This is a genomic window from Mesorhizobium sp. WSM1343 (genome assembly GCF_055901535.1).
Window position 1 is genome coordinate 3,847,027 of record NZ_CM148370.1, and the last position, 17,180, is coordinate 3,864,206.

Genomic DNA, 17,180 nt, shown 5'->3' on the forward strand with positions numbered 1-17,180 from the left:
GGATCCCGAAAAGGAGAACGGCATGAACCAAGAGGTCATGAATCTCTTCAATCCGCAGGCGCCTGCGCAGGTGTTCGATTCCATCCGGATATCGCTTGCCAGCCCTGAGAAGATTCTGTCCTGGTCTTTCGGCGAGATCAAGAAGCCGGAGACCATCAACTACCGCACCTTCAAGCCGGAGCGTGACGGTCTGTTCTGCGCGCGCATTTTTGGCCCGATCAAGGACTACGAGTGCCTGTGCGGTAAGTACAAGCGCATGAAGTACAAGGGCGTCATCTGCGAGAAGTGCGGCGTTGAAGTCACGCTGTCGCGCGTTCGCCGCGAGCGCATGGGCCATATCGAGCTGGCGGCACCGGTCGCCCATATCTGGTTCCTGAAGTCGCTGCCGTCGCGCATCGGCACGCTGCTCGACATGACCCTGAAGGACATCGAGCGCGTCCTCTACTTCGAGAACTACATCGTCACCGAACCTGGCCTCACCGCGCTGAAGGAGCACCAGCTGCTCAGCGAGGAAGAGTACATGATCGCCGTCGACGAGTATGGCGAGGATTCGTTCACCGCCATGATCGGCGCCGAGGCCATTCATGACCTCCTGGCCGGCATGGACCTGGAGAAGATCGCCGGCGACCTGCGTTCGGAACTGGCGTCGACCACCTCCGAGCTGAAGCAGAAGAAGTATCTGAAGCGGCTCAAGGTCGTCGAGAACTTTATGGAATCCGGCAATCGTCCGGAATGGATGATCATGAAGGTGGTTCCGGTGATCCCGCCGGACCTGCGTCCGCTCGTCCCGCTGGACGGCGGCCGCTTCGCCACGTCGGATCTGAACGATCTCTATCGCCGTGTCATCAACCGCAACAACCGCCTGAAGCGGCTGATCGAGCTGCGCGCCCCCGGCATCATCGTGCGCAATGAAAAGCGCATGCTGCAGGAAGCCGTCGATGCGCTGTTCGACAACGGCCGTCGCGGCCGCGTCATCACCGGCGCCAACAAGCGCCCGCTGAAGTCGCTGTCCGACATGCTCAAGGGCAAGCAGGGCCGGTTCCGTCAGAACCTGCTCGGCAAGCGCGTCGACTATTCCGGCCGCTCGGTCATCGTGACCGGTCCGGAGCTCAAGCTGCACCAATGCGGCCTGCCCAAGAAGATGGCGCTCGAACTGTTCAAGCCCTTCATCTACGCCCGTCTCGACGCCAAGGGTTACTCCTCGACCGTCAAGCAGGCGAAGAAGCTGGTCGAAAAGGAGCGTCCGGAAGTCTGGGATATCCTCGACGAGGTCATCCGCGAGCATCCGGTGCTGCTGAACCGTGCGCCGACGCTGCACCGTCTCGGCATCCAGGCGTTCGAGCCGATCCTGATCGAAGGCAAGGCGATCCAGCTGCACCCGCTGGTCTGCACGGCCTTCAACGCCGACTTCGACGGCGATCAGATGGCCGTTCACGTGCCGCTGTCGCTGGAAGCGCAGCTTGAAGCCCGCGTGCTGATGATGTCGACCAACAACATCCTGCACCCGGCTTCGGGCGCGCCGATCATCGTGCCGTCGCAGGACATGGTTCTGGGTCTCTACTATCTCTCGATCGTCAACCAGAACGAGCCGGGCGAGGGCATGGTGTTTGCCGACATGGGCGAACTCCAGCACGCGCTCGAGACCAAGGCGGTGACGCTGCACTCCAAGATCAAGGGTCGTTTCCGCACGGTCGACGCCGAAGGCAAGGTCGTGTCGAAGATCCATGACACCACGCCTGGCCGCATGATCATCGGCGAGCTTCTGCCGAAGAACGTCAACGTGCCTTACGAGACCGCCAACCAGGAGATGACCAAGAAGAACATCTCCAAGATGATCGACACCGTCTACCGCCATTGCGGTCAGAAGGAGACGGTCATTTTCTGCGATCGCATCATGGCGCTCGGCTTCAGCCATGCCTGCCGCGCCGGCATTTCGTTCGGCAAGGACGACATGCTGATCCCGGATGCCAAGATCAAGCTGGTCTCCGACACCGAGGCTTTGGCCAAGGAATACGAGCAGCAGTACAATGACGGTCTGATCACGCAGGGCGAGAAGTACAACAAGGTCGTCGACGCCTGGGCCAAGTGCTCGGAAAAGGTCGCCGACGAGATGATGGCCCGCATCAAGGCGGTCGAGTTCGAGGACAATGGCCGTCAGAAGCCGATGAACTCGATCTACATGATGTCGCACTCCGGTGCGCGTGGCTCGCCCACCCAGATGCGCCAGCTTGCCGGCATGCGCGGCCTTATGGCCAAGCCGTCGGGTGAAATCATCGAGACGCCGATCATCTCGAACTTCAAGGAAGGCCTGACCGTGCTCGAGTACTTCAACTCGACCCACGGCGCCCGCAAGGGTCTGGCCGACACCGCCTTGAAGACGGCGAACTCGGGTTACCTCACCCGTCGTCTGGTCGACGTGGCGCAGGACTGCATCGTCAACTCCGTCGACTGCGGCACCGACAAGGGCCTCACCATGCAGCCGATCGTCGATGCCGGTCAGGTCGTTGCTTCGGTCGGCCAGCGCGTGCTGGGCCGTACGTCGCTCGACGACATCACCCATCCGGTGTCGGGCGAGATCCTGGTCAAGGCCGGAACGCTGATGGACGAGCGTGACGTGGAACAGATCGAAAAGGCCGGCGTCCAGTCGGTCCGCATCCGCTCGGCACTGACTTGCGAAGTCAGGGTTGGCGTCTGCGCGGTCTGCTACGGTCGCGATCTGGCCCGCGGCACCCCGGTCAACCAGGGCGAAGCCGTCGGCGTCATCGCGGCGCAGTCGATCGGCGAGCCGGGCACCCAGCTCACCATGCGTACCTTCCACATGGGCGGTACCGCGCAGGTGGTGGACAGCTCGTTCCTTGAAGCCTCGTATGAGGGCAAGGTCGAGATCCGCAACCGCAACGTGGTGCGCAACTCCGACGGCCAGCAGATGGTCATGGGCCGCAACATGGCGGTGCTGATCCTCGACGAAGCCGGCAAGGAGCGCGCCTCGCACCGTCTCACCTATGGTTCGCGCATCTTCGTGGACGATGGTGACAAGGTGAAGCGCGGCCAGCGTATCGCCGAGTGGGATCCCTACACGCGTCCGGTCCTCACCGAAATCGAGGGCAGGGTGTCGTACGAGGATCTGGTCGACGGCATTTCCGTTCAGGAAACGGCCGACGAGTCGACCGGCATCACCAAGCGTGAGGTCATCGACTGGCGCTCGACGCCACGTGGCAACGACCTGAAGCCGGCGATTGCGATCCAGGACGCCAAGGGCAAGGTCGGCAAGCTGTCCAAGGGCGGCGACGCCCGCTTCCTGCTCTCGGTCGAGGCCATTCTTTCGGTCGAGCCGGGTTCGCAGGTTCGCCCCGGCGACGTTTTGGCGCGTATTCCGATGGAAAGCGCCAAGACCAAGGACATCACCGGCGGTCTGCCGCGTGTTGCCGAGCTGTTCGAGGCACGTCGTCCGAAGGATCACGCCATCATCGCCGAGATCGACGGCACGATCCGCTTCGGCCGCGACTACAAGAACAAGCGTCGCATCATCATCGAGCCGCATGACTCGACGCTTGAGCCGGTCGAATACCTGATCCCGAAGGGCAAGCCGTTCCATCTCCAGGACGGCGACGTCATCGAGAAGGGCGACTACATCCTCGACGGCAACCCGGCGCCGCACGACATCCTGGCGATCAAAGGCGTGGAGGCACTTGCTTCCTACCTCGTCAACGAGATCCAGGAAGTCTACCGTCTGCAGGGCGTGTCGATCAACGACAAGCACATCGAGGTGATCGTTCGCCAGATGCTGCAGAAGGTCGAGATCACGGTGCAGGGCGACTCGACCTACATCCCGGGCGATCATGTCGACGTGATCGAACTGGAAGAGGTCAACGAGCGTCTGGTCGAGGACGGCAAGAAGCCGGCCGAAGGCCTGCCGGTGCTGCTCGGCATCACCAAGGCATCGCTGCAGACGCCGTCCTTCATCTCGGCCGCCTCCTTCCAGGAGACGACGCGAGTGCTGACGGAAGCTGCCGTTGCCGGCAAGACCGACATGCTGCAGGGCTTGAAGGAAAACGTCATCGTCGGCCGGTTGATCCCGGCCGGTACCGGCGGCACGATGAGCCAGATCCGGCGCATCGCCACCTCGCGCGACGAACTGATCATCGACGAGCGCCGCAAGGCCTCGGGTGCGGAAGTCGCCGAGCCGATGCTGGCCGACATGACCACCGCCGCGCAGTAAGCGCGGACGGCAACGATCTCAGGCAATAAGGCCGTCGGGGCAACCCGGCGGCCTATTTCTTTGTGCTATTCGGACACCCTCTCGAAGCGAAGCAGATCGCCCGGCTGACAGTCGAGATAGTCGCAGATGCGCTCCAGCGTGTCGAACCGGATACCCTTGACCTTTCCCTGCTTCAAAAGAGAAAGATTGGCCTCGGTGATGCCGACATATTCGGCCAGGTCCTTTGACTTCACGTTTCGTTCGGCGAGGACGACATTGAGCCTGACCCTTATGGGCATGAGCTGATCCTCATCAGATGAATTGCGCGTTTTCTTCGGCGAGTGCCGATGCCTCGGCCATGACCCAGGTGATGACAGCGACGATGCAAGCTGCCAGCAAGGTCAGCATCGTGTCGCTGTCGAGACCGAGCGTCAGCCGGTGCTGGCCGGCAGGCGCGTCCCAGCTGAGCAGAACGGACAATGCCGCCGCCGAAACCGGTTTCAGCAAGGCGGATGCCAGCAGGCCGAGGCCAAAGTATCGCAAATTGCTGATGGCGCCCTGACCGAAGAAGTTGCCGGACGCGAAAGCGCCGAAGCAGCGCCTTGCGGCCATGAGCGCGAAGACGAGGCAGGCAAGCGGCACGAACGAGATCGCGAACCCGACCAGTCTTCGACCGAGGCCAAGCTCGCTCAGCCATTCCTGTGGGATTTGCGCATCGGCCGCGATCGAACTGGCGGAGACGCTGAGCCAGTAGAACAGCAGACCGATGGTCAGCAATATGGCGAGGACGACAAAACACCTCGCCAGCACTAGGCTGAAAAGTCGGATGCGTCTCAATCTAAGCTGGCGGGCAGGATCGGCGGGGACAGCCGTGATGACAGGTTCAATCATCGCCGTTATCACTCCATCGTAATGAATTATCGTTTTACAATAATTTATTTATGCGCAATGATGATTCTTGTCAATTCCTCATCACAGGAGAAACCTATGCCTTCGTTCAAACGCCGGATTGCCGTGGCAGCCATCGCGATTGTCGCCGCGTCCATAACGCCTTTTGCTGCCATCGCCCTCCCGTCGACAGCGACAGGCCGGATATCGGTGGGGCAGGTGATGGAAATGCTCGACAAGGCCGACACGAGCCCGGTCGCCAGGCAAACGCTGGTCGCCTATGTCGCCGGGGTTGGCGAAGCCGCCGGCGTGATCGCCGACACGATCGGCAATGGCGGCCTCGTTTCCTGCAAGAGTTCTTTCAGCCTGGATACACGAGCGGTGCGCGCCGCCCTTGAAGCGGGCGCCCCTCGTCAGGGTAACTGGTCTCAGACACCGGCGACGCCACTGATCATTGCCGACATGGTCAAGCGTGCCGGTTGCAGGACCAGGAATTGAGCCTGGCGATCCGCTGGTTCTCAGTCGCGCGACAATCCTGTCGCGCGACTATTCCCAACCTGCGACCCCCGCGCGCGATCAGCGAGTGCGGTTCCAGAGCTCAATCGAAAAACGCCTCGACTACGTTGCGCTTGCCGAGCATGAAGGCGTCAGCGACATGCTGGAGCGGGGCCAGATCGACATCGGAAACGCCGGCGCGCACGATCTCGGCGAAGCGCTTGTAGAGCATCGGATATTCCGCTTCCGGCTCTTCGTGAATGAGCTTGCCGTCGATGGCGAGCTTCGAGCCGCCACCCGACAGCACCATGGCGCCCTTGTCGGTGTCGGCCAGGATGTCCCAGCTTTGCGGGCCTGTCTGCAGCCAGTCGAGGTCCATCGTCACCGGCAGGCCATTCGAGGTGCGGAAGGTGACGCGCGCGGCAACCGGGGAGGCGCGGTTTTCGGGAAAGTCGAGCACCGCCGAGGTGATGAACATGGCCGGCAGGATATGGGTGGCAATCGACAGCGCGTTGATGCCGGGATCGAAGACGCCAAAACCGCCGGGAGCCCAGATCCATTCCTGGTTCGGGTGCCAGCGGCGCACATCCTCTTTCCAGTTGATGGCAGCCGAGCGGATGCGGGCTGAACTTAGAAAAGCACGTGCGGCCTCGACGGCCGGCGCATAGCGCGAGTGCCAGCTGGCGAACAGCGAGACGCCGTTGTGCGCAGCCAATGTCTTGAGGTCTTCGACCTCGCTGACAGTAGCGCCCGGCGGCTTCTCCAGGAAGACATGCTTCTTTGCCGTCAGCGCCGTCCGCGCCGCGTCGTAGCGGAATTGCGGCGGCATGCAGAGCGAGACGGCCTCGAGCTCGGCTACGGCGTCGAGCATGGCTTCGATGGTGGGGAAATTCGGGATGTCATCCACCTTGCCGTGACGGCTGGCGGCTGCGACGAGGCAATAGTCCTGGTCTTTCGCCAGGGCCGGCAGGTGCTGGTCGCGGACGATCTTGCCGACGCCGACGATGCCTATCTTGATGGGCTGGGACACGGCCGCTCCGTCTGTTTGATGATGGTCATGGCTTCTTATCAGAACACTTGCCCCGGGCAAGCCGAAGCCGGGCAGCCAAGCTCAGCCTTCCCTTAGCGGCAGCACATTTGTCGGCTGGGAAGGCCTCGGTCGCCGATTCGGTTCGGCAGTCGATTCGAAAGCTGGACCGGAGTCAGATCGGCACGTCGAAGGTAACGATCGACACTTCGCCTTCGAGCGCGCCCTGGAAGGCGGAAATATGCGGCTCTTCGTCGGGGATGCCGTCCATGTCGCCGATCTGGTCGAGCTCGGCCTCGGCGTAACCTTCGGCGGCAAGCGATTCGAGCGCCCGGCGCACCGCCGAATCGTCGTCGGGCGCAACCAGCATGACGTGAACGCCTTCCGGTTTGCCGCCTTTTTTCTTCCACACCCGGCCGGTGATGATGGTGACCGGGCGTTCTTCGTTGTCGTTCACGGGCCGATTCCTCTTGGCAGCGGGTGGGCGGGCGAGGGGGTTTTGACTGCTCATGCGGCCTTTTCGCATGAAGCAAGGCCGCGCAACAGCGCAAACCCATTCACTTTGCCTGAAGGCTTGTCACTTTCTTCCTCGCTCTTGCAAAAATGCGAAAGAAAATTACATGCGGTTTTCGCATGGCTGCCAAGCCTTGGTCGGCGCGCAATATTTGGTGCTCCGGGCTTGACGGTCCGCGGTCTTACGGGTAGAAGCCGCCCAGTCAGAACCGATGTGAGGCTCTCCCTTCCGAAGCGACACGCTTTGGAGTTTGCCTCAAACAGGGTTCGTTTTACGAGCGAAAAGACATTTCCGGCGTGCACGAAGCGGCTTCCGCTTCCTCTGCCTTTTGTTCGGGCAAGACCGCGAGGCGCGGTTTATGGCCCGAATTTGCGTATGGAAATGACGCTTTGAGCGGCCCTGACCGGGCGAGACACGGAATTGAGAGACAAGAGGGTTTAATGCCTACCGTCAACCAGCTGATCCGCAAGCCGCGCATTGCGCCGGTGAAGCGCAACAAGGTCCCGGCCATGCAGCAGAACCCGCAGAAGCGGGGCGTCTGCACGCGCGTCTATACAACGACGCCGAAGAAGCCGAACTCGGCGCTGCGCAAGGTGGCCAAGATCCGCCTGACCAATGGTTTTGAAGTGATCGGGTACATCCCCGGCGAAGGCCACAACCTTCAGGAGCACTCCGTGGTGATGATCCGCGGCGGCCGCGTCAAGGATCTTCCGGGCGTTCGCTACCACATCATCCGCGGCGTGCTCGACACGCAGGGTGTGAAGAACCGCAAGCAGCGCCGTTCGAAGTACGGCGCCAAACGCCCGAAGTAAGGGGCGTCCGAAATAAGATTTTCCGGCCTTGGCGCTCCTTGAGTGCGTCGGGCTATGAGATTGAGAGACAAAAGCCATGTCGCGTCGTCACAGTGCAGAAAAGCGTGAGATCAATCCGGACCCGAAGTTCGGCGATCTGATCGTCACCAAGTTCATGAACGCCGTCATGTATGACGGCAAGAAGTCGGTCGCCGAGACCATCGTCTACGGCGCGCTCGACCAGGTTCAGTCGAAGACCAAGCAGGAGCCGGTCACCGTCTTCCATCAGGCGCTCGACAATGTCGCGCCGCATGTGGAAGTGCGTTCGCGCCGTGTCGGCGGCGCCACCTACCAGGTTCCGGTCGACGTGCGCCCCGAGCGCCGCCAGGCATTGGCCATTCGCTGGCTGATTGCTGCGGCCCGCAACCGCAACGAGACCACGATGGTCGACCGCCTCTCCGGCGAGCTGATGGACGCGGCCAACAACCGCGGCACCGCTGTCAAGAAGCGTGAAGACACCCACAAGATGGCTGAAGCCAACCGCGCTTTCGCGCACTACCGCTGGTAAAGCGCGAACGAGACTGAGAGGCAGCTACGATGGCCCGCGAATACAAAATCGAAGACTACCGCAATTTCGGTATCATGGCGCATATTGACGCCGGCAAGACGACGACCACCGAGCGCGTCCTCTACTACACGGGCAAGTCGCACAAGATCGGCGAAGTCCACGACGGCGCTGCCACCATGGATTGGATGGAGCAGGAGCAGGAGCGCGGCATCACCATCACGTCCGCCGCGACCACGACCTTCTGGAAGGCTCGTGACGGCAAGATGCACCGCTTCAACATCATCGACACCCCCGGCCACGTCGACTTCACCATCGAAGTCGAGCGTTCGCTGCGCGTGCTCGACGGCGCCATCGCACTGCTCGATGCCAATGCCGGTGTTGAGCCGCAGACCGAGACCGTCTGGCGCCAGGCCGACAAGTATCGCGTTCCGCGCATGATCTTCTGCAACAAGATGGACAAGATCGGCGCCGACTTCTATCGCTCGGTCGAGATGATCGGCTCGCGCCTCGGTGCGCATGCTGTTGTCATGCAGCTGCCGATTGGTGCCGAGACCGAGTTCAAGGGCGTTGTCGACCTCGTCGAGATGAACGCGCTGGTCTGGCGCGACGAGACGCTGGGCGCTGCCTGGGACATCGTCGAGATCCCGGACGACCTCAAGGCTCGTGCCGAAGAATACCGCGAGAAGATGATCGAGGCTGCCGTCGAAATGGACGAGACGGCGCTTGAGAATTACCTCGAAGGCAAGATGCCGTCGAATGACGAGATTCGCGCGCTGATCCGCAAGGGCACCATCGCGGTCAAGTTCTACCCGATGTTCTGTGGCTCGGCCTTCAAGAACAAGGGCGTGCAGCCGCTGCTCGACGCCGTCGTCGAATATCTGCCGTCGCCGGCCGATGTTCCCGCCATCAAGGGCGTCGATGCCAAGACCGACGCCGAGATCGAGCGTCATGCCGACGACAACGAGCCGTTGTCGATGCTCGCCTTCAAGATCATGAACGACCCGTTCGTCGGTTCGCTGACCTTTGCGCGCATCTATTCGGGCAGGCTCACCAAGGGCATCTCGGTCGACAACACCGTGAAGGGCAAGAAAGAGCGCATCGGCCGCATGCTGCAGATGCATGCGAACTCGCGCGCCGACGTCGAAGAGGCATTTGCCGGCGACATCGTTGCTCTTGCCGGCCTCAAGGACACGACCACCGGCGACACGCTGAGCGATCCGCTGCATCCGGTCATTCTCGAGCGCATGGAATTCCCCGATCCGGTCATCCAGATCGCCATCGAGCCGAAGACCAAGAACGACCAGGAAAAGATGGGCCTCGCCCTTCACCGCCTGGCCGCCGAGGATCCGTCCTTCCGCGTCAAGACCGACGAGGAAAGCGGCCAGACCATCATTTCCGGCATGGGCGAACTCCACCTCGACATCATCGTCGACCGCATGCGTCGCGAGTTCAAGGTCGAGGCCAATGTCGGCGCACCGCAGGTGGCCTATCGCGAGACGATCACCCGCAAGCACGAGCAGGACTACACGCACAAGAAGCAGACCGGCGGTACCGGTCAGTTCGCTCGCGTCAAGATCCTGTTCGAGCCGAACCCGGACAGCAGCGAGTTCGAGTTCGATACCAAGATCGTCGGCGGCGCCGTGCCGAAGGAATACATCCCTGGTGTCGAAAAGGGCATCAACAGCGTCATGACCTCGGGTCCGTTTGCGGGCTTCCCGATGATCGGCGTCAAGGCGACCCTCATCGACGGCGCTTACCACGATGTCGACTCCAGCGTTCTGGCCTTCGAAATCGCCGGCCGCGCCTGCTTCCGTGAAGCAGCACCCAAGCTTGGCGTGCAGCTGCTCGAGCCGATCATGAAGGTCGAAGTCGTGACGCCGGAAGACTACGTCGGCAGCGTCATCGGCGATCTGAACGGTCGTCGTGGCCAGATCCAGGGTCAGGAAGCGCGTGGCGTCGCCGTGGTCATCAACGCGATGGTGCCGCTCGCCAACATGTTCAAGTATGTCGACAACCTGCGCTCGATGAGCCAGGGCCGTGCGGCCTACACGATGCAGTTCGATCACTACGAGCCGGTTCCGACCGCAGTGGCCCAGGAAGTCCAGAAGAAATACGCGTAAGGGTTCCTTAGCCACCGACGTCGCGTCCCTTGCGCGGTGCCGGATCTGAAGAGCGAATAACAATTTCCCCCAAGCGGGTAGAATAGACGGAGAACGATTATGGCCAAAGGTAAATTCGAGCGTAACAAGCCTCACGTGAACATCGGCACGATTGGCCACGTCGACCATGGCAAGACGTCGCTGACGGCGGCGATCACCAAGTATTTTGGCGAATACAAGCGCTACGACCAGATCGACGCTGCCCCTGAAGAGAAGGCGCGCGGCATCACGATCTCGACGGCTCACGTCGAATACGAGACGGCCAACCGCCACTACGCTCACGTCGACTGCCCCGGCCACGCCGACTATGTGAAGAACATGATCACCGGCGCCGCGCAGATGGACGGCGCGATCCTGGTCGTGTCGGCTGCCGACGGCCCGATGCCGCAGACCCGCGAGCACATCCTGCTGGCCCGTCAGGTCGGCGTGCCGTCGATTGTGGTGTTCCTGAACAAGGTCGACCAGGTCGACGACGCCGAGCTGCTCGAACTGGTCGAGCTCGAGGTTCGCGAGCTTCTGACCAAGAACGAATTCCCCGGCGACGACATTCCGATCGTCAAGGGTTCGGCTCTGGCTGCTCTCGAAGACTCGGACAAGAAGATCGGTGAAGACGCGATCCGCGAGCTGATGGCTGCGGTCGATGCCTACATCCCGACGCCGGTCCGTCCGCTCGACAAGCCGTTCCTGATGCCGATCGAAGACGTGTTCTCGATCTCGGGCCGCGGCACGGTGGTGACTGGCCGCGTCGAGCGCGGCGTGGTCAAGGTCGGCGAGGAGCTGGAAATCATCGGCATCCGTCCGACGACCAAGACGACCTGCACGGGCGTGGAAATGTTCCGCAAGCTGCTCGATCAGGGCCAGGCTGGCGACAACATCGGCGCGCTGCTGCGCGGCGTTGATCGTGAAGGTGTCGAGCGCGGCCAGGTTCTGGCCAAGCCGGGCACGGTGAAGCCGCACAAGAAGTTCGTGGCCGAAGCCTACATCCTGACCAAGGACGAAGGTGGCCGTCACACGCCGTTCTTCACCAACTACCGTCCGCAGTTCTACTTCCGCACGACCGACGTGACCGGCATCGTGTCGCTGCCGGAAGGCACCGAGATGGTGATGCCGGGCGACAACATCACGGTCGATGTCGAGCTGATCGTGCCGATCGCCATGGAAGAGAAGCTGCGCTTCGCTATCCGTGAAGGCGGCCGCACCGTCGGTGCCGGCATCGTCGTCACCATCAAAGAGTAATTTGGACTTAAACCGATCTGTCGCGGGCGCGGGAGTTGCCCGCGCCGCGCCAGAACAAGGAAGTGACGCATGAACGGACAGAATATCCGCATCCGCCTTAAGGCGTTTGACCACCGCGTGCTCGACGCCTCGACGAAGGAAATCGTGTCGACGGCCAAGCGTACCGGTGCAAACGTCCGCGGCCCCATTCCGCTGCCGACGCGGATCGAAAAGTTCACGGTCAACCGGTCGCCTCACGTCGACAAGAAGAGCCGCGAGCAGTTCGAGATGCGCACGCACAAGCGTCTGCTCGACATCGTCGATCCGACCCCGCAGACGGTCGATGCTTTGATGAAGCTCGATCTGGCCGCCGGCGTCGACGTCGAGATCAAGCTCTAAGGGAATGAGAGCGCGGTAAGGGGCGGTGCCCCTGGCCCGGAACTCTAAAGGAATTGAACCGATGCGTTCAGGTGTGATTGCAAAGAAGGTGGGAATGACCCGCATCTACAACGATGCCGGGGAACATGTTCCCGTCACCGTTCTCCTGATGGAGAACTGCCAGGTCGTGGCCCAGCGCACGCAAGAGAAGAATGGCTACACCGCCGTTCAGCTCGGCGTTGGCCTTGCCAAGGTGAAGAACACGTCGAAGGCGATGCGCGGCCATTTCGCGACCGCTTCCGTCGAGCCGAAGGCGAAGGTCGCCGAGTTCCGCGTCTCCGCCGACAACATGATCGATGTCGGCGCCGAGATCACCGTCGAGCACTTCGTCGCCGGCCAGAAGGTCGATGTGACGGGCACGACGATCGGCAAGGGCTTTCAGGGCGTCATCAAGCGCCACCACATGGGCGGTGGCCGTGCAACGCACGGTAACTCGGTTTCGCACCGTACGCACGGTTCGACCGGCCAGCGCCAGGACCCGGGCAAAGTGTTCAAGGGCAAGCATATGGCTGGCCACATGGGCGACACCCGCGTCACCACGCAGAATGTCGAGATCGTGTCGACCGACGCCGACCGCGGCCTGATCCTGATCCGCGGTGCGGTTCCCGGATCGAAGGGCGCCTGGATCCTGGTCCGCGATGCGGCCAAGGTGGCACTGCCGGCCAATGCGCCGAAGCCTGCCGCGATCCGCGCCGTTGCTGCCGAAAGTGGCGCCAAGAACGAGGCTCCGGCCACAGAGGGAGCGGAATAATGGATCTCAAGATCACAACGCTGGGCGGCAAGGACGCCGGCAAGGTGGAACTCTCCGACGAGATTTTCGGCCTTGATCCGCGCGAAGACATCCTGCAGCGCGTCGTGCGCTGGCAGCTTGCCAAGAAGCAGCAGGGCACGCACAAGACCAAGGGTCGCGCCGAGATCGCGCGCACCGGCGCCAAGATGTACAAGCAGAAGGGTACGGGCCGCGCCCGTCACCATTCGGCACGCGCTCCGCAGTTCCGCGGCGGCGGCAAGGCCCACGGCCCGGTCGTTCGCAGCCACGAGCACGAACTGCCGAAGAAGGTTCGCGCTCTCGGCCTCAAGCATGCTCTCTCGGCCAAGGCCAAGAGCGCGTCGATCATCATCATCGACGAGCTGAAGCTGACCGAGGCCAAGACGAAGGCGCTGATCGCGAATTTCGCGACGCTGGGCCTGACCAATGCTTTGCTGATCGGCGGCGCCGAGCTTGACAAGAACTTCAAGCTGGCGGCGACGAACATCCCCAACATCGACGTGCTGCCCATCCAGGGCATCAACGTCTACGACATTCTGCGCCGCGGCACGCTGGTCCTTTCGAAGGCCGCCGTCGAGGCTCTCGAGGAGCGTTTTAAATGACCGACCTTCGTCATTACGACGTGATCGTCTCGCCGGCGATCACCGAAAAGTCGACCATGGCCTCCGAGCAGAACAAGGTCGTCTTCAACGTCGCCAAGAAGGCGTCGAAGCCGGAAATCAAGGCCGCCGTCGAAGCGCTGTTCGGCGTCAAGGTGATGGCCGTGAACACGCTTGTCCGCAAGGGCAAGATCAAGCGCTTCCGTGGCACGGTTGGCCGCCAGAGCGACGTCAAGAAGGCGGTTGTGACGCTGGCCGATGGCCAGTCGATCGACGTCGCGACGGGTCTCTGAGCAAGGCCGCGAGGACAGAACAATGGCACTGAAAAAATTCAACCCGGTAACGCCCAGCACCCGTCAGCTGGTCATCGTCGACCGCTCGGGCCTCTACAAGGGCAAGCCCGTCAAGGGTCTGACCGAAGGCCTGACCAAGTCGGGCGGCCGCAACAATCACGGTCGCATCACCGCCCGCTTCATCGGCGGTGGTCACAAGCGTTCGTACCGCATCATCGACTTCAAGCGCCGCAAGTTCGACGTCGTCGGCACGGTCGAGCGCATTGAGTACGATCCGAACCGCACCGCCTTCATCGCGCTGATCAAGTATGACGATGGCGAGCTGTCCTACATCATCGCTCCGCAGCGTCTGGCTCCCGGCGACAAGATCGTGTCCGGTGAATCGGTCGACGTGAAGCCGGGCAATGCGATGCCGCTGGCTTCGATGCCGGTCGGCACCATCGTCCACAACATCGAGCTGAAGCCGGGCAAGGGCGCTCAGGTCGCCCGTTCGGCAGGTGGTTACGGTCAGCTGGTCGGTCGTGACCAGGGCATGGCGATCCTGCGCCTCAATTCGGGCGAGCAGCGTGTCGTTCACGGCTCCTGCATGGCCACTGTTGGCGCCGTGTCCAATCCGGACCACGGCAACATCAATGACGGCAAGGCCGGTCGCACGGTCTGGCGTGGCAAGCGCCCGCACAATCGCGGCGTGACCATGAACCCGGTCGACCATCCGCACGGCGGCGGCGAAGGCCGCACATCGGGTGGCCGCCATCCGGTTTCGCCTTGGGGCAAGCCGACCAAGGGTAAGAAGACGCGGTCCAACAAGGCGACCGACAAGTTCATCCTGCGCTCGCGCCATCAGCGCAAGAGCTAAGAAGAGGTAACGCCAAGTGACTCGTTCGATTTGGAAAGGCCCCTTCATTGACGGCTACCTTCTCAAGAAGGTGGACAAGGTTCGTGAAGGTGGTCGCAATGAGGTGATCAAGATGTGGAGCCGTCGCTCCACCATCCTGCCGCAGTTCGTCGGCTTCACCTTCGGTGTCTACAACGGCCAGAAGCATGTTCCCGTCTCGGTGAACGAGGACATGGTCGGTCACAAGTTCGGTGAATTCGCTCCGACCCGGACCTATTACGGTCACGGCGCGGATAAGAAGGCGAAGAGGAAATAATCATGGGCAAGGCCAAAGCTCCGCGCAGGCTTGCTGATAACGAAGCGCGCGCCGTATTGCGCACGATCCGTATCAGCCCGCAGAAGCTGAACCTGGTTGCCGCGCTGATCCGCGGCAAGAAGGTCGCGACAGCGCTTTCCGATCTCGAATTCTCGGCCAAGCGGATTTCCGGCACGGTCAAGAAGACGCTGGAATCGGCAATCGCCAACGCGGAAAACAACCACGACCTGGATGTCGATGCACTGATCGTGGCGGAAGCCTATGTCGGCAAGTCGATCGTCATGAAGCGGTTCCATGCCCGTGGCCGCGGTCGCGCCAGCCGTATCGAGAAGCCGTTCTCGCACCTCACGATCGTCGTTCGTGAAGTCGAAGAAAAAGGGGAGGCCGCATAATGGGCCAGAAAGTCAATCCGATCGGTCTTCGCCTCGGCATCAACCGCACCTGGGATTCGCGCTGGTTCGCGAACACCGGCGAGTACGGCAAGCTGCTGCATGAGGACATCAAGATCCGCAAGTATCTCGAGAAGGAGCTCAAGCAGGCTGCCATCTCGAAGGTCGTGATCGAGCGTCCGCACAAGAAGTGCCGCGTCACCATCCATGCCGCGCGCCCGGGTCTGATCATCGGCAAGAAGGGCGCCGACATCGAGAAGCTTCGCAAGAAGCTGATGGAGATGACGAAGTCCGAGACGCACCTCAACATCGTTGAAGTGCGCAAGCCGGAGATCGACGCGACCCTGGTCGCCCAGTCGATCGCCCAGCAGCTCGAGCGTCGTATCGCGTTCCGCCGCGCCATGAAGCGTGCCGTTCAGTCGGCGATGCGGCTTGGTGCCGAAGGCATCCGCATCAACTGCGCCGGCCGCCTCGGCGGCGCCGAGATCGCGCGCATGGAATGGTATCGCGAAGGCCGCGTGCCGCTGCATACGCTGCGTGCGGACGTCGACTACGGTACGGCCGAAGCGCACACGGCTTATGGCATCTGCGGCGTCAAGGTCTGGGTGTTCAAGGGCGAGATCCTTGAGCATGACCCGATGGCTTCGGAGCGTCGGGCCAGCGAAAGCGATGCAGCGCATGGCGGTGGTGGTGATCGCGAACGCGGTCGTCGTCGCGAAAACGCCTGAGACATTTAGGAATTTGGAGTTAGAACGATGCTGCAGCCAAAGCGCACAAAGTTCCGCAAGCAGTTCAAGGGCCGTATCCATGGTACCGCAAAGGGCGGCACCAACCTGGATTTCGGTGGTTTCGGGCTGAAGGCGCTTGAGCCGAACCGCGTCACCGCACGTGAGATCGAGGCGGCCCGCCGCGCGATCACCCGTGAAATGAAGCGCGCTGGTCGCGTCTGGATCCGTATTTTCCCGGACGTGCCGGTCACTTCGAAGCCGACCGAAGTCCGCATGGGTAAGGGCAAGGGCGCGGTCGATTATTGGGCGGCGCGCGTCAAGCCGGGCCGCATCATGTTCGAGATCGACGGCGTCAATGAAGAAACCGCCCGTGAGGCACTGCGTCTCGGCGCGGCCAAGCTCTCGGTCAAGACGCGCTTCGTGCAGCGCATCGCAGAATAAGGACGGGCTGATCATGAAAGCCGAAGACATCCGGACCAAGACCCAGGACCAGCTGACCGACGACCTGGCCAGCCTGAAGAAGGAGCAGTTCAACCTGCGCTTCCAGAAGGCCACCGGCCAGCTCGAGAAGACCGCGCGCGTGAGACAGGTCCGTAAGGATATTGCGCGTATCAAGACCATCGCTGCGGAAAAGTCCGCGGCTAAGAAGGCTTAAGGACGAAAACCATGCCAAAGCGCATTCTGCAGGGCACCGTCGTCAGCGACAAGAACGAGAAGACGGTTGTCGTCAAGGTCGAACGGCGCTTCACGCATCCCGTGATGAAGAAGACCGTGCGCATGACCAAGAAGTACAAGGCGCACGACGAGAACAACGCCCACAAGGTTGGCGATCAGGTGTTCATCCAGGAATCGAAGCCGATTTCCAAGGACAAGCGCTGGATCGTCGTGTCTTCGGACCAAGCCTGACCTCGGGCGTAAACAACGAATTTTGGACAGACCGGGGAGGGGCTTTGAGCCC

Annotated in this window: 21 protein-coding genes; 17 read left to right on the forward strand and 4 right to left on the reverse strand. The window is 61.8% G+C overall.

All coding sequences use genetic code 11. From position 1 onward, the window contains the following. Positions 1–22 precede the first annotated feature (22 nt). Entirely contained in the window at positions 23–4,219 is a 4,197-nt protein-coding gene (gene rpoC, locus AC0NIL_RS18700) for a DNA-directed RNA polymerase subunit beta' (RefSeq protein WP_013531415.1), read from the forward strand. Positions 4,220–4,284: 65 nt separating this feature from the next. Here rpoC and AC0NIL_RS18705 read toward each other — a convergent pair whose 3' ends face one another. Then, positions 4,285–4,497, reverse strand: coding sequence for a helix-turn-helix domain-containing protein (locus tag AC0NIL_RS18705; RefSeq protein ID WP_013531416.1), 213 nt, complete (start codon positions 4,495–4,497; stop codon positions 4,285–4,287). A 13-nt stretch (positions 4,498–4,510) separates the two neighbouring features. Beyond that, entirely contained in the window at positions 4,511–5,089 is a 579-nt protein-coding gene (locus AC0NIL_RS18710; protein ID WP_063168071.1) for a DUF2975 domain-containing protein, read from the reverse strand. Between the two features lie 96 nt (positions 5,090–5,185). On the opposite strand from AC0NIL_RS18710, the gene AC0NIL_RS18715 reads away from it, so the two are divergent. Further along, a complete protein-coding gene (locus AC0NIL_RS18715) occupies positions 5,186–5,584 on the forward strand; it encodes a chlorophyllide reductase subunit BchY (RefSeq protein WP_013531418.1) in 399 nt (132 codons plus the stop codon). 100 nt (positions 5,585–5,684) lie between these two features. On the opposite strand, the gene AC0NIL_RS18720 is transcribed toward AC0NIL_RS18715, so the two are convergent. Together AC0NIL_RS18720 and AC0NIL_RS18725 are read right to left on the reverse strand one after the other, a co-directional pair. Beyond that, positions 5,685–6,611 (reverse strand): Gfo/Idh/MocA family protein, encoded by a 927-nt coding sequence (locus tag AC0NIL_RS18720; protein ID WP_473573961.1) that lies wholly within the window; start codon positions 6,609–6,611, stop codon positions 5,685–5,687. Positions 6,612–6,783: 172 nt separating this feature from the next. After that, complete coding sequence (locus AC0NIL_RS18725) at positions 6,784–7,065, reverse strand: transcriptional regulator (protein WP_013531420.1); 282 nt, start codon at positions 7,063–7,065, stop codon at positions 6,784–6,786. A gap of 497 nt (positions 7,066–7,562) precedes the next feature. On the opposite strand from AC0NIL_RS18725, the gene rpsL reads away from it, so the two are divergent. From rpsL to rpsQ, 15 genes are all read left to right on the forward strand, one after another. Beyond that, on the forward strand, positions 7,563–7,934 hold the full coding sequence (gene rpsL / locus AC0NIL_RS18730; protein WP_006333356.1) for a 30S ribosomal protein S12: 372 nt from the start codon (positions 7,563–7,565) through the stop codon (positions 7,932–7,934). Positions 7,935–8,010: 76 nt separating this feature from the next. Beyond that, the gene (gene rpsG / locus AC0NIL_RS18735) at positions 8,011–8,481 is read left to right on the forward strand and encodes a 30S ribosomal protein S7 (RefSeq protein ID WP_008875664.1); all 471 of its coding nucleotides are present in this window, start codon (positions 8,011–8,013) and stop codon (positions 8,479–8,481) included. A 29-nt stretch (positions 8,482–8,510) separates the two neighbouring features. Next, positions 8,511–10,601: an elongation factor G gene (gene fusA, locus AC0NIL_RS18740; RefSeq protein ID WP_013531421.1), complete on the forward strand. Its 2,091-nt coding sequence runs from the start codon at positions 8,511–8,513 to the stop codon at positions 10,599–10,601. Positions 10,602–10,700: 99 nt separating this feature from the next. Further along, positions 10,701–11,876: an elongation factor Tu gene (tuf, locus tag AC0NIL_RS18745; protein WP_013531404.1), complete on the forward strand. Its 1,176-nt coding sequence runs from the start codon at positions 10,701–10,703 to the stop codon at positions 11,874–11,876. Positions 11,877–11,945: 69 nt separating this feature from the next. Further along, on the forward strand, positions 11,946–12,254 hold the full coding sequence (gene rpsJ, locus AC0NIL_RS18750) for a 30S ribosomal protein S10 (RefSeq protein ID WP_010909272.1): 309 nt from the start codon (positions 11,946–11,948) through the stop codon (positions 12,252–12,254). A 61-nt stretch (positions 12,255–12,315) separates the two neighbouring features. Continuing rightward, the gene (gene rplC, locus AC0NIL_RS18755) at positions 12,316–13,044 is read left to right on the forward strand and encodes a 50S ribosomal protein L3 (RefSeq protein WP_013531422.1); all 729 of its coding nucleotides are present in this window, start codon (positions 12,316–12,318) and stop codon (positions 13,042–13,044) included. Then, positions 13,044–13,664: a 50S ribosomal protein L4 gene (gene rplD, locus AC0NIL_RS18760; RefSeq protein ID WP_013531423.1), complete on the forward strand. Its 621-nt coding sequence runs from the start codon at positions 13,044–13,046 to the stop codon at positions 13,662–13,664. Before rplC ends, rplD begins: the two co-directional genes overlap by 1 nt. Continuing rightward, the gene (locus AC0NIL_RS18765) at positions 13,661–13,954 is read left to right on the forward strand and encodes a 50S ribosomal protein L23 (RefSeq protein WP_013531424.1); all 294 of its coding nucleotides are present in this window, start codon (positions 13,661–13,663) and stop codon (positions 13,952–13,954) included. The genes rplD and AC0NIL_RS18765 overlap by 4 nt, the downstream gene beginning before the upstream one ends. Before the next feature lie 22 nt (positions 13,955–13,976). Beyond that, positions 13,977–14,810, forward strand: coding sequence for a 50S ribosomal protein L2 (gene rplB, locus AC0NIL_RS18770; protein ID WP_024505067.1), 834 nt, complete (start codon positions 13,977–13,979; stop codon positions 14,808–14,810). Between the two features lie 16 nt (positions 14,811–14,826). Next, a complete protein-coding gene (gene rpsS, locus AC0NIL_RS18775) occupies positions 14,827–15,105 on the forward strand; it encodes a 30S ribosomal protein S19 (RefSeq protein ID WP_006205463.1) in 279 nt (92 codons plus the stop codon). Positions 15,106–15,107: 2 nt separating this feature from the next. Then, positions 15,108–15,497: a 50S ribosomal protein L22 gene (gene rplV, locus AC0NIL_RS18780; protein WP_006205462.1), complete on the forward strand. Its 390-nt coding sequence runs from the start codon at positions 15,108–15,110 to the stop codon at positions 15,495–15,497. Continuing rightward, entirely contained in the window at positions 15,497–16,222 is a 726-nt protein-coding gene (gene rpsC / locus AC0NIL_RS18785) for a 30S ribosomal protein S3 (protein WP_013531426.1), read from the forward strand. Before rplV ends, rpsC begins: the two co-directional genes overlap by 1 nt. Before the next feature lie 27 nt (positions 16,223–16,249). Further along, positions 16,250–16,663, forward strand: coding sequence for a 50S ribosomal protein L16 (gene rplP / locus AC0NIL_RS18790; RefSeq protein WP_013531427.1), 414 nt, complete (start codon positions 16,250–16,252; stop codon positions 16,661–16,663). Between the two features lie 13 nt (positions 16,664–16,676). Beyond that, positions 16,677–16,877 carry a 50S ribosomal protein L29 gene (rpmC, locus tag AC0NIL_RS18795; RefSeq protein WP_006205459.1) on the forward strand — a complete coding sequence of 67 codons (201 nt, stop codon included), beginning with the start codon at positions 16,677–16,679 and terminating at the stop codon, positions 16,875–16,877. Positions 16,878–16,888: 11 nt separating this feature from the next. Continuing rightward, positions 16,889–17,128: a 30S ribosomal protein S17 gene (rpsQ, locus tag AC0NIL_RS18800; protein ID WP_010909280.1), complete on the forward strand. Its 240-nt coding sequence runs from the start codon at positions 16,889–16,891 to the stop codon at positions 17,126–17,128. The last annotated feature ends 52 nt before the right edge of the window (positions 17,129–17,180 follow it).